The following is an 11,103-nucleotide window of genomic DNA, read 5'->3' on the forward strand; positions in this document are numbered from 1 at the left end:
GGTCTCGCGCCGGGTGGCCGAAGCCCTGGCCCAGCTGCCCGAACGGCAGCGCGCCGCCATCCTGCTCAGCCACTATGAGGGCCAGGGCAATCGCGAGATCGGCGAGGCGCTCGGGGTCGGGGTCGAAGCGGTCGAATCGCTGCTGGCGCGCGGCCGGCGCGCTCTCCGCCAAGCCCTGGCGGCGGAACGGGCCGATCTGATGGGAGAGGTGTGACATGGCCGAGATGACGCTCGATCGGTTCCTCGATCTGCTCGACCGGCACGGCCCGGTGATCGACCGGTGGCCGGCGTCCGACCAGGACGGCGCGGAGGCGCTGCTGGCGGCCTCGGCCGAGGCGCGATCCGCCATGGCCGATGCCCGGGCGGTGGCCTCGATCCTCAACGACCTGCGGGTGGCGCCGCCTTCGGCGGCGTTGCTGGGCCGCATCCTCGACGCCGCGCCGCGGCCGCGCCGCTGGATTTCCGAGATTCTGTCGTGGCGGCCGGCGATCGCCTTCGCCGCGGCGCTGGTGGTGGGCGTGTATCTGGGCGCCATGGTGCCGACGGTGCAGGCCAGCGACGACGACTGGTCGTCGGGCCTGGGCTATGCCCTGGCCGACGACACGTCGCCCTTCGGAGGAACGCCGTGACCGTTAGCCCGCATGCCTCACACTCCCCGTACCCTGCGCCGTCGCCAGAGACCGGCAGGGCAGGAGCCGCGCGCGGCGCGATGCAGCGCATCGGGCAAGCGCGGCGACGCACCGTGCCGGTCTCTGGCGACGGCCCGAAGGGTCGTCTGGCGGCGGGCGCCTGCGGGGGCGGGCCGCTCGACCGTAGTGCCGCTACGCTTTTCGCGTCCCGCCCCCGCATCCGTCTCGCCGCAAGGCGACGCAGGGCACAGGGAGTGTGAGGCATGCGGGCTAGTTCCTGGCGCTGGGCCCTCGTCGCCTCGCTCGCGCTCAACCTCCTGCTGCTGGGCGTGATCGGCACCTGGTGGTGGCGATCGGATTCGCGGTCCGGCCCGTCGGCGCTGGCCGAGGCCGTGGCGACCCTGCCGGAGCCCGACCGCACGACGCTGGGCCATCTGCTCGACCAGCGCCGGGCCGAGGCGGACGCGATCTGGAAGGAACTGCGCCAGCTGCGCACGGCATCGAACGAGGCGCTGTCCGCCGACCCCTACGACCCCGCCAAGGCGGCCGCGGGGCTGGCGGCGATGCGCGACAAGTTCAAGGAGCTACGCGATGTGGTGGAGGGGACGGCGCTCGAGATCATGCCCAAGCTGCCGGCCGAGCAGCGGCGGAAGATGCTGGAACGGCGCAGCGCGCTCTGGCGGCTCTAGCCCCTTCGGGCCTTACTGGTTGCCCATCGGGGTCAGGATCAGCACGTCGAGATCGGCGGCCGGGGTGAAATCGGTCTTGCGCATCTCGAACTGGGTCGGTGAGATCTTCTTCAGCCCGTCACCGCAGAAGCTGACCAGGTTGCGCGGGTCGCCCTTGTCGACGACCAGCCGGAAATCCTTGATCGGCCCGGCCCAGTTCGCCCCGGTTTTCAGGATGTACGAGACGCGCTGGTCGCCGAACGGCGCGAACTCCGCCTTGGCGGCGACTCGGGCGCGCTCGATCGCCGCCAGGAAGCCCTTGTCGACGCAGTATTTGCGCACGGCCTCGGCATAGCCGCTGTCGGGTCCGGAATCGGGATAGGCCAGGCTGGTGCCGACGCCGCTGCCGGTCGCGGGGGTGTAGCGGTGCTCGATCACCACCTCGCGCCCGGCAGGGAAGGTCTGCTCGAAATGGTAGGTGGTCTTGACCGTCCAGGTCGGGACCACGTGCTGCTCCCAGCCCTTGCCGGCATCGAACTCGTTGACGGTAGCGAGGCCGAGCTTGATCAGCTCGTCCCGCTGGGCCTTCGGCAGCGCGGTCAGGCCGTCATAGTCGATGTCCGGATACAGCGGCACGCCCAGCTTGCGCAGCAGCGCCGTCTGGTCGACGTCGTCGGCGAAGGCCTTGACCTCGACCTGGGTGGAGACCGGCTTGCCGTCCGCCCTGGTCGAGAAGTCGAGGAAGTTCTCGGTGCCGGGATGTGGCACGGCGGTCAGGCCGTCGATGAAGTCCAGCGTGACGTCCGGCATCGGGAAGGCGACGGTCACGGTCTTGTCCCGGGCCGACCGGTTGAAGAAATGGTAGGTGACCCGGATCTCCTTCGCCGAGACGAAGAGGTCCTCCGACCGCATCTCGATGTCGTCGGTCCTGGTCAGCACCAGGCCACCCGCGGCCAGCTCGGCGGTTGAATCATTGGCCGAGGCGCCGGCCGGCGGCACGAGCAGGGCGGCCAGGCCGAGGGAGAGGGCGGTCAGGCGGGCGGTCACGATCGGCTCCGGGCTGTCGAATCGGCCGCATCGTCGCGCCTCAGATCGGCATTTCCAAGGCACCGATGCCGCGGCGTCCGGGCCGGCGTTCCCGCGGGAACAGGCGCAGGCGGGCGGGTGCCCTAAGCAGAAGCCATGCACACCCGCACCATCGCAGAGGCGCCCATGGCTTCCGAGACTGCATCCCCCGGCCGCGGCGACGTCCCGGCCGCGGCCCGTACCATGCGCCGGATCGTCAGCATCGCCTGGCTGGCGATCCTCCTGGGCTTCGCCATGCAGGGCCTGGTGCTGTCGGCGCGGGTGTCGGCGGGCGGCCAGGTCCCGGGCGCCCGGTTCGTGGCCGATCTGGTGCAGGGCATCACCTGGTCCGTCCTGGTCTGCTTCGGCGTCAGCATGGGCACGGTGCTGATCAAGCTGCGGGCGGCTCTGGCCGGGATCCTGGCCGCGGTCTGCACCCCCGTCGCGATCGGGGCGGCCAATGCCGGCCAGAAGGTGATGGCGGCATCGCTCGGCGCCGCAGGCCAGCCCGCCGCGCTGCCGCTGGTCGTCATCGCCGCGCTCAAGGCCGTCGAATACGGCCTGCTGGGTTGGGCACTGGGGCGGATGGTCGAGCGGGAGGTGAGGGGGGCGGCGCCGTTCCTGCTGGCGGGGGCGGCGACCGGCATGGTGTTCGGCGGTGCCATCACCGTCCTGACCTGGCAGGCGATCGCGGCCGGCGGCGCGGTGCCGGAGCTGGCGCGGATCGTCGGCGTCGGCGTCAACGAGATGCTGTTCCCGGTCGGCTGCGCCCTGGTGATCTTCCTCGGCCGCTTCATCCGGCTGCCGCGCTGACGGGCTCAGGCGGCCCGTCGCGGCTGGCGGAAACGACCGTCGGGAAGGCGGTTTTTGCCCCGCGCAGGACCGGCCGGAGTTTCGCCACACTCTGATCCCCTTGCGTTCCCGCCCCGTTCGGCGCTATCAGGGCGCCGCATGCCGCAATCTGCCGTCCGCCAGGCCGGCCGTTGCGGCGCCCCGGTGCTGCGAAGCGAAGCGGCGCACGGGAGCGACGGGTCTTGTGTCGTCTTTAAAATGCAACAAAATCAGCGGGTTGCAATGTACGGCCCGCTCATCGTTTCGATTGTTTCCGATCCTGCGTCTCCCTATACTCCGCGCCGCCCAGGCTCGGAAGAAGGCCGGCACGTCAGAGAGTGAGTGGTTGTTGCGATGACAGCGATGCTTCTGCCCCCGGATTATCGGCCGTCGGATGATGAAGACTTCATGAATCCGATGATGGTGGAGTACTTCCGGCGCAAGCTTCTGAAGTGGCGGGCCGACCTCCTCGCCGAGTCCAATGCGACCCTGAACAGCCTGCAGGATGGCGGTATCCAGGAGCCGGATCTGACCGATCGGGCCTCCGCCGAGACCGACCGCTCGCTCGAGCTCAGGACCCGCGACCGCGAGCGCAAGCTCCTGTCCAAGATCGACTCCGCGATGCGGCGGATCGAGGACGGCTCCTACGGCTTCTGCGAGGAGACGGGCGAGCCGATCGGCGTCAAGCGGCTGGAGGCGCGGCCCACCGCGACCCTCAGCCTCGAGGCGCAGGAGCGCCACGAGCGGCTGGAACGCACCCACCGCGACGATTGACCGATTCACGGCGCCGAAAGGCGCCGTTCTCGTCTCTGGTCTCGGCCGAAAGGCGTGCTCCAAGCCGTCGCCGTCCCATCTTTGATGGAAGACACCGTTCTCGTCTCCGCCTCGCTGCGTGTCCGTGCTAGGGTGACGCCGAGGGGCTTTCAGATCGAGGGTATTCGATGCTTCGTGGCGCTGCGCTTTTCGCCGCCGTTCTCGCCGTCTCGGGCTGCGGGATCGACCCGGTGACGCCGAAGGAGACCCGCGTCGACTATGCGGGTTTCATCAACAGTGCGGATCAGGCCGCCATTTATGCCAATTCGCAGTGCGCCCAGATCAACCGCCTGGCCGTTTTCAAGGCTGAGGATGTGGTCGACGGCCGCAAGGGGGCGACGTTCCAGTGCCTGCCGGTGCCGAACTGCTATCCGGCCGAGGCGGCGGCGCCGGGCCAGCCGGTGGTGCTGGCGCCGGGGGCGGTCCCGGTCGCCGCGCCGGGAACCTCCGCCGGCCAGCCCTACACCGTTCCGGCCGCCGCGGCCGCACGGCTGCCGGGGCCTGTCGTGGCGATGGCGCCGGTGTCCTCGAAGCGCGACCGCAAGGCTGGCCGCCGTGCCGCCAGCGGACCGTCGATCGAGGATCAGTCGGACGACACCTACATCCCGTTCGCCGCCGTTCCGGTGGCGGCCGGGCCGCAGCCGCAGCGCGTCCCGTCCTATGACACGATCAACGTGCCGACCGGCCCGAACCCGGTCTCGGCCGCGGCCCCGGGCCCGCAGCCCGTGGGCTCCTACGCCACCGCGGCGGCGCCGTCCTGGCAGCGGGCGGTGACCTGCAAACCCAATCAGACGCTGCCTCTGGCCGTGAACCGACTGCCGACCGGCGACGTCTATCCGTTCTGATCGGCGTCAGGCGGGCGCCGCTTGCGACCGCCCCGGGGCGCATGCCCCGGGGCGGTCGTCCGCGGTTAGGGCCTGTGCTGGTCTCGCCCTCTTGCGCTCTTCTCCCGTTTCCCCCAAGCTTCCTGTCCTAATCAGCGCCCGCTCAGGGGCGGAGTCTGTCGTGTTGTCGGCAATTTTCTGAAAATAGTCTTTTCTTTTGCGGAGGGGGAATATGGTTGCGGGAAGCAAATCCGATGACGTTCTGACCGGCGACGCCGGCGACAATCGGCTGGACGGGCTCGATGGCAATGATCGTCTGTCGGGGCTCGGCGGTGACGATGTGCTGGTCGGCGGTGCCGGTGCCGATATCCTGGATGGCGGCGACGGTTTCGATCTCGCCTCGTATTACACCTCCGCGGCGGGCGTGACCGTGAATCTGGCCAGCCACTCGGCTGCGGGCGGCGAGGCGCAAGGCGACACGCTGACCGGGATCGAGGATCTCGAAGGCAGCGGGTTCAACGACACGCTGACCGGCGACGGGGGCAGCAACTGGCTGTACGGGCTGGCCGGCCAGGACAAGCTCCTGGGCGGTGGCGGCAATGACATGCTGATCGGGGGTGGCGGGGCCGACGTTCTTGACGGCGGCGATGGCGTCAACGCCGTGTCCTATGCCGGATCTGCGCGCACCATCGCGATTGATCTCGTCCTGGGGCGCGGCACCTATGGCGATGCCGACGGCGACACGCTGATCCGGATTTCGGATGTGATCGGATCGGCATTCAACGACGAGATCAACGGGAACGACGCCGCCAACAGCCTCTATGGCGGGGCCGGCAATGATGTCCTGGCCGGTCGCGGGGGCGATGACTTCCTTGAAGGCGGCGCCGGTGCCGACAGGCTGTATGGCGGCGCGGGGTTCAACATGGCGTCATACGAGCATTCGGCCGCTGCGGTGACGGTCAACTTGGCCACTCATGCCGCGACGGGTGGCGACGCCCAGGGCGACCAGCTGTCCCAGATCACCGATCTGTACGGGTCGGACTTCAACGATACCCTGACCGGCGACTCGACCAGCAACTGGCTCTACGGCAACGGCGGGGCCGACAGGTTGTCCGGCGGTGATGGGGTCGATGTGCTGATCGGTGGCGCGGGCGCGGATACGCTGGATGGCGGTGGTGGCTTCGACACCGCCTCCTATGCGGCCTCGGCGCAGGGTGTCTATGTCAACCTGTCCAGCGGCGCCGGCGCCTACGGTGATGCCGCGGGCGACAGGCTGACCGGCATCTCGGACCTGGTCGGGTCCGATTTCGCGGACACGTTCCGGGGCGAGGGCGGGGAGAACTGGCTCTATGGCAACGGTGGTGCTGATATCCTGATGGGCGAGGCCGGGAATGATGTGCTCAACGGCGGGGCCGGCGCCGATACGCTCTACGGCGGCACGGGCTACGACGTCGCGTCCTATGCAGGGTCGGCGGGGCCGGTCTCGATCAGCCTGGCGACCGGTACCGGGACCGGCGGGGATGCGCAGGGCGACAGGCTGTATCAGATAACGGATCTGATCGGCTCGGACTTCAACGATGCCCTGAGCGGAGATGACCGCGGCGGCAACTGGCTCTATGGTGCCGCCGGCGGCGACACCTTGCGGGGCGGCGGAGGAAACGATCTGCTGGAGGGCGGCGCCAGTGGTGATACGCTGATCGGCGGATCGGGCTCGGACATCTTCCTCTACACGGCCGTCACCGATAGCGGCCCCGCTTCCACGTCCCGCGACTGGATCGAGGATTTCGCCCGAGGATCGGATCGCTTTGATCTGTCGGAGATCGACGCGAACGCGAGCGTGGGCGGGAATCAGGCCTTCGTCTTCATCGGAACCGCTGCCTTCACGGCGGCGGGGCAGCTGAGGATCTTCATCGAAGGCGGCCAGGTGATCGTGGCCGGCGACGTGAATGGCGACCGTGCTGCGGATATCGCCATCACGGTGGCCGGTGGCGTGACCACCCTCGCGGCATCGGATTTCTACCTCTAGTGAGCGGATGCGGGCCGGATCGGATCTCCGCTCCGGCCCTGTCGACCGTCAGCCCTTACTCTTCCGGAACCGACCGCACCGGCAGGTGGATGTCGGTGATCAGCTCCGCCGGCGGCGTGCTGCGTGGGTCGTTCAGGTACTCCTCGAAGATCGGCGCCTCCGCCGGCTCGGCGCCGCTGGTCGGCAGCCAGGTCCGATACAGCCAGGCATAGGACCGCTCCAACTCGGCATAGGGGCCGGTGTGGCGCAGCACGGCGTACGGCCCGCCGGCGATGGTGCGGAGCACGACCTCGCCTTCGCCGGCGATGCCCTCGGGCACCTCCAGGCAGGCGTCGGAGCGGAGGTCGGCGGGCGCCACCGCCGCCGGGTCGTCGTAATAGATGCCCAGGCTGCGGGCGCCCGGGCGCAGCAGGTTGCGGGCACGGGCCCAGGACATCAGGATGTCGAAGCTGCGGCCGACCTCCATATAGGGGCCGACATGGCGGACGGCGGCGACGCGAATCGGCGCCAGGGTGCGATAGGTCACGTCGGGCATGGCTGTCTCTCCTTCGGGTGAGTCGAAGGGGAACGACCGGCGCGTGCCGCGATAGGCCCCCGGCGGGCGGCCATAGCGTCCGGCGAAGGCGCGGCTGAAGGCAGCCGTGCTGCCGTACCCCGCCCGTTGCGCGATGCGGGCCACCGCCGTCTCGCTCTCCAGCAGGGTGCCGGCGGCACGGTGCAGCCGCAGCCGGCGCACCGTGTCCGCCACAGTCTCGCCCAGCAGGTACCGGTAGGCCCGGTGGAAGTGGTAGGGCGAGAAGCAGGCCACTGCGGCCAGCCGGTCCAGGTCGATCGGGTCGTCGAGATGGGCGACGATGTGGTCGATCACCCGCTGGATGCGGGCGAGGTGGCGGTCGAGCGTGGCGTTCTTCGGCATCGGTTCGTTCTCCCGGCCCTGGTGTTAGCCCGAAGCGGATTGATCCTGCTTGCGAAGCTGCGGCCGCGGAAGGGCCGCATCGCGCCGGGTCTTGCTTGGCAGGAACAAAACGTGTACAAGTGCTGCATTGACGCGGCGCATGGCGCCATGCAACTGGAAAGGGCAGGTGATGTCGATCCCGACTCTCCGTGTTGTCGAAAGGGCCCCGATGGACAAGACCAAGGCGCTGGAAGCCGCCCTGACCCAGATTGAACGGGCCTTCGGCAAGGGCTCGGTGATGAAGCTCGGGGCGCGGCCCCAGATCGAGACGGAGGTGATCTCGACCGGATCGCTGGGCCTCGATATCGCGCTCGGCATCGGTGGCCTGCCGAAGGGCCGTATCGTCGAGATCTACGGCCCGGAAAGCTCGGGCAAGACCACGCTGGCGCTGCATGCGGTGGCCGAGGCGCAGAAGGTCGGCGGCACCTGCGCCTATGTTGATGCAGAGCACGCGCTCGACCCGACCTATGCCCGCAAGCTCGGCGTCAACATCGACGAGCTCTTGATCTCGCAGCCGGATGCCGGTGAGCAGGCGCTGGAGATCACCGACACGCTGGTCCGCTCCGGCGCGATCGATGTGATCGTGGTCGATTCGGTGGCGGCGCTGGTGCCGCGGGCCGAGCTCGAGGGCGAGATGGGCGACAACCAGCCCGGCCTGCAGGCCCGGCTGATGAGCCAGGCGATGCGCAAGCTCACCGGCTCGATCGCGCGGTCGAACACCCTGGTGATCTTCATCAACCAGATCCGCCTGAAGATCGGCGTGATGTTCGGCAACCCGGAGACGACGACGGGCGGCAACGCGCTGAAATTCTACTCCTCGATCCGGCTCGACATCCGCCGTATCGGCGCGATCAAGGACCGCGAGACCGTCACCGGCAACCAGACCCGGGTCAAGGTGGTGAAGAACAAGCTGGCGCCGCCGTTCCGCGCCGTCGAGTTCGACATCATGTATGGCGAGGGCGTGTCGAAGACCGGCGAGCTGCTCGACCTCGGCGTCCAGGCCGGTGTGGTCGAGAAGTCGGGCGCCTGGTTCTCCTATGACGGCCAGCGCATCGGCCAGGGCCGCGAGAACGCCAAGGCCTTCCTGCGCGACAACCCCGAGACGGCGAAGTCGGTCGAAGCCAAGATCCGGGCCAATGCCGGGCTGGTCTCCGACCGCATGATGACCGCCGGCGGCGGTGCCGAGAGCGACGGCGGCGACGGCGAGGAGTGATCGCCGCCAGCCCTTGACCTGACTCGGCCAGCGCGACGGAAAGGCCCGGGAGACCGGGCCTTTTCCGTTCCCGGCCCGATCGTGCTATCTCCCCCGCCCATGACCGACCTGCCGACCTCCGCCCCGATCATCACCCGCTTCGCCCCGAGCCCGACCGGCCTGCTGCATGTCGGCAATGTCCGCACCGCGCTGGTGTGCTGGCTCGCCGCCCGCGCCACGGGCGGGTGCTTCCTGCTGCGCCTCGACGACACCGACACCGAGCGGGGCAGCGCCGAGTTCGCCGCGGCGATCGAGCGGGATCTGGGCTGGCTCGGCCTGCACTGGGACGGCTTCGCCCGCCAGTCCGACCGCACCGACCGCTACCGCGACGCGCAGGACCGGCTGAAGGCGGCCGGCCGGCTGTATCCCTGCTACGAGACGGCGGAGGAGCTGGAGCTCAAGCGCAAGAGCCTGCTGGCCCGCGGCCTGCCGCCGCTCTACGACCGCGCCGCCCTGGCCCTGACCGATGCCGACCGCGCCCGGCTGGAAGGGGAGGGGCACCGGCCGCATTGGCGCTTCCGGATGGCGGATGCGCCGATCGAATGGGACGATAAGGTTCGCGGCCGCGTCCATTTCAATGGCCGCGACATCTCCGACCCGGTGCTGGTGCGCGAGGACGGGCGCGCGCTCTACCACATCGGCTCGGTGGTTGATGACATCGACATGGGGATCAATCTGGTGGTGCGGGGCGAGGATCATGTCGCCAACACCGCCATGCACATCCAGCTGGCTGAGGCGCTGGGCGCCGCGCCGCCGGCCTATGCCCACACCTCGCTGATCGCCGACGCCGAGGGCCACGGCCTGTCCAAGCGGCTGGGCAGCCTGTCGCTGCGCAGCCTGCGGGAGCAGGGGATCGAGCCGATGGCGGTGACCAGCCTGCTGGCCAAGCTCGGCACCTCCGACCCGATCGAGCCGCGGCTGTCGCTCGACGACCTCGTCGCCGAGTTCGACTTCGCCAAGTTCTCCCGCACCATCCCGCGCTTCGACCCCGCCGAGCTGCAGCGGCTGAACGGCCGCATCCTGCACGAGACGCCCTTTGCGGCGGTGCGCGACCGGCTGGCGGCGCTGGGCCTCGGCGCCGTCGACGAGGCGGCCTGGTCGGTGCTGCGCCCCAACCTGCAGCGGCTGGAGGATACGGCCGGCTGGTGGCAGGTGGTCACCGGGCCGGTGACGCCGGTCGTCGCCGACGCCGCCCTGCTGTCGGCCGCGGCCGGGCTGCTGCCGCCGGAGCCCTGGACCGACGCGACCTGGGGCGAATGGACGGCGGCGGTGCGGGACCGCACGGGGATCAAGGGCAAGCCGCTGTTCCTGACCCTGCGCCTAGCCCTGACCGGCCTCGACCACGGGCCGGAGCTGCGCGGCCTGCTGCCGCTGATCGGGCGGGATCGGGCGCTGGGGCGGCTCTCCGGCCATGCGGCCTGACGCCCCGCCATGCTAAAACTTGCATAAAACTTAATCCTACCCCTCTTGGCGCCGACCTGTGGTCCGGAGTAAGAACCGGTCATGACCGACGAGATATTGCCTGCCCAGGACACCCCGGCGCTGCCGGTGGCCGCGGTCTTCCTCGATGTGGCGTCGCTGCCTGGCGGCGATCCGGAGGACCTCGCGCGCATCCTCGGCGCGCTCGGCACCGTCTGCCGCCCGGCCCGCCGCATCGCCTATGCCGACTGGGCGGCGCTGTCCGACCTGCGCAGCGTCGCCCATCGCCACGGCTTCGACCAGGTGCAGACCACCGAGATCGAGCCGGGTCGCGACGCGGCCTCGCTGCGCCTGGTGGTCGATGCCATGGAGCTGGCGCTGCTGGAGCGCAGCATCGACACGGTGGTGCTGGTGACCGGCAGCGCGGTGCTGCTGCCGCTGGTCCGCAGCCTGCGCCGCCATGGCAAGAAGGTGATCGCCATCGGCCCCGGCCGCCGGATGGACCCGCTGTTCCAGTCGGAATGCGACCGCTTCGTCGATTGTGCGATGCTCGGCCGCCCGGCTCCGGCGCGGGCCGAGATCCGCCCGACCGCGGCGGTACCGGCGGCTCGGCCGGCTGCC

12 protein-coding genes are annotated in these 11,103 nt (G+C 69.8%); 10 read left to right on the forward strand and 2 right to left on the reverse strand.

The window, feature by feature from the left end:
- The 3 genes from P409_RS14785 to P409_RS14795 all read left to right on the forward strand — a co-directional run.
- Positions 1-214 (forward strand): sigma-70 family RNA polymerase sigma factor (locus tag P409_RS14785; protein ID WP_034838109.1); only part of this gene is annotated, 214 nt, incomplete at its 5' end.
- Position 215: 1 nt separating this feature from the next.
- Positions 216-629, forward strand: a complete 414-nt coding sequence (locus P409_RS36250) for a hypothetical protein (RefSeq protein WP_052120646.1) — start codon at positions 216-218, stop codon at positions 627-629.
- A 263-nt stretch (positions 630-892) separates the two neighbouring features.
- Complete coding sequence (locus P409_RS14795) at positions 893-1,318, forward strand: periplasmic heavy metal sensor (RefSeq protein ID WP_034838114.1); 426 nt, start codon at positions 893-895, stop codon at positions 1,316-1,318.
- Between the two features lie 12 nt (positions 1,319-1,330).
- On the opposite strand, the gene P409_RS14800 is transcribed toward P409_RS14795, so the two are convergent.
- Entirely contained in the window at positions 1,331-2,344 is a 1,014-nt protein-coding gene (locus P409_RS14800) for a DUF4424 domain-containing protein (RefSeq protein ID WP_052120648.1), read from the reverse strand.
- Between the two features lie 165 nt (positions 2,345-2,509).
- Between P409_RS14800 and P409_RS14805 the strand changes: the two genes are divergently transcribed.
- The 4 genes from P409_RS14805 to P409_RS14820 all read left to right on the forward strand — a co-directional run bounded on the left by P409_RS14805 (position 2,510) and on the right by P409_RS14820 (position 6,856).
- Positions 2,510-3,175 carry a hypothetical protein gene (locus P409_RS14805; RefSeq protein ID WP_152613386.1) on the forward strand — a complete coding sequence of 222 codons (666 nt, stop codon included), beginning with the start codon at positions 2,510-2,512 and terminating at the stop codon, positions 3,173-3,175.
- A gap of 372 nt (positions 3,176-3,547) precedes the next feature.
- Positions 3,548-3,967, forward strand: coding sequence for an RNA polymerase-binding protein DksA (gene dksA / locus P409_RS14810; protein ID WP_034838120.1), 420 nt, complete (start codon positions 3,548-3,550; stop codon positions 3,965-3,967).
- 167 nt (positions 3,968-4,134) lie between these two features.
- A complete protein-coding gene (locus tag P409_RS14815; RefSeq protein WP_152613387.1) occupies positions 4,135-4,851 on the forward strand; it encodes a hypothetical protein in 717 nt (238 codons plus the stop codon).
- 211 nt (positions 4,852-5,062) lie between these two features.
- Positions 5,063-6,856 carry a calcium-binding protein gene (locus tag P409_RS14820; RefSeq protein ID WP_052120650.1) on the forward strand — a complete coding sequence of 598 codons (1,794 nt, stop codon included), beginning with the start codon at positions 5,063-5,065 and terminating at the stop codon, positions 6,854-6,856.
- Positions 6,857-6,911: 55 nt separating this feature from the next.
- On the opposite strand, the gene P409_RS14825 is transcribed toward P409_RS14820, so the two are convergent.
- Positions 6,912-7,772 carry an AraC family transcriptional regulator gene (locus tag P409_RS14825; protein WP_034838126.1) on the reverse strand — a complete coding sequence of 287 codons (861 nt, stop codon included), beginning with the start codon at positions 7,770-7,772 and terminating at the stop codon, positions 6,912-6,914.
- 169 nt (positions 7,773-7,941) lie between these two features.
- On the opposite strand from P409_RS14825, the gene recA reads away from it, so the two are divergent.
- The 3 genes from recA to P409_RS14840 all read left to right on the forward strand — a co-directional run.
- Positions 7,942-9,024 (forward strand): recombinase RecA, encoded by a 1,083-nt coding sequence (recA, locus tag P409_RS14830; RefSeq protein ID WP_034838129.1) that lies wholly within the window; start codon positions 7,942-7,944, stop codon positions 9,022-9,024.
- Positions 9,025-9,123: 99 nt separating this feature from the next.
- The gene (gltX, locus tag P409_RS14835; protein ID WP_052120653.1) at positions 9,124-10,485 is read left to right on the forward strand and encodes a glutamate--tRNA ligase; all 1,362 of its coding nucleotides are present in this window, start codon (positions 9,124-9,126) and stop codon (positions 10,483-10,485) included.
- A gap of 81 nt (positions 10,486-10,566) precedes the next feature.
- Positions 10,567-11,103: NYN domain-containing protein (locus tag P409_RS14840; RefSeq protein ID WP_034838133.1), on the forward strand; the 537-nt coding region annotated here is incomplete at its 3' end.

The organism is Inquilinus limosus MP06 (assembly GCF_000767795.1).
Taxonomy (GTDB): Bacteria; Pseudomonadota; Alphaproteobacteria; order DSM-16000; family Inquilinaceae; genus Inquilinus; species Inquilinus limosus_E.

Bases quoted from the DNA above. Each gene is read 5' to 3' on its own strand.
- P409_RS14805 (WP_152613386.1), top strand. From the start codon at position 2,510: ATGGCTTCCGAGACTGCATCCCCCGGCCGCGGCGACGTCCCGGCCGCG.
- P409_RS14820 (WP_052120650.1), top strand. From the start codon at position 5,063: ATGGTTGCGGGAAGCAAATCCGATGACGTTCTGACCGGCGACGCCGGC.
- recA (WP_034838129.1), top strand. From the start codon at position 7,942: ATGTCGATCCCGACTCTCCGTGTTGTCGAAAGGGCCCCGATGGACAAG.
- gltX (WP_052120653.1), top strand. From the start codon at position 9,124: ATGACCGACCTGCCGACCTCCGCCCCGATCATCACCCGCTTCGCCCCG.
- P409_RS14795 (WP_034838114.1), top strand. From the start codon at position 893: ATGCGGGCTAGTTCCTGGCGCTGGGCCCTCGTCGCCTCGCTCGCGCTC.
- P409_RS36250 (WP_052120646.1), top strand. From the start codon at position 216: ATGGCCGAGATGACGCTCGATCGGTTCCTCGATCTGCTCGACCGGCAC.
- P409_RS14815 (WP_152613387.1), top strand. From the start codon at position 4,135: ATGCTTCGTGGCGCTGCGCTTTTCGCCGCCGTTCTCGCCGTCTCGGGC.
- P409_RS14825 (WP_034838126.1), bottom strand. From the start codon at position 7,772: ATGCCGAAGAACGCCACGCTCGACCGCCACCTCGCCCGCATCCAGCGG.
- dksA (WP_034838120.1), top strand. From the start codon at position 3,548: ATGACAGCGATGCTTCTGCCCCCGGATTATCGGCCGTCGGATGATGAA.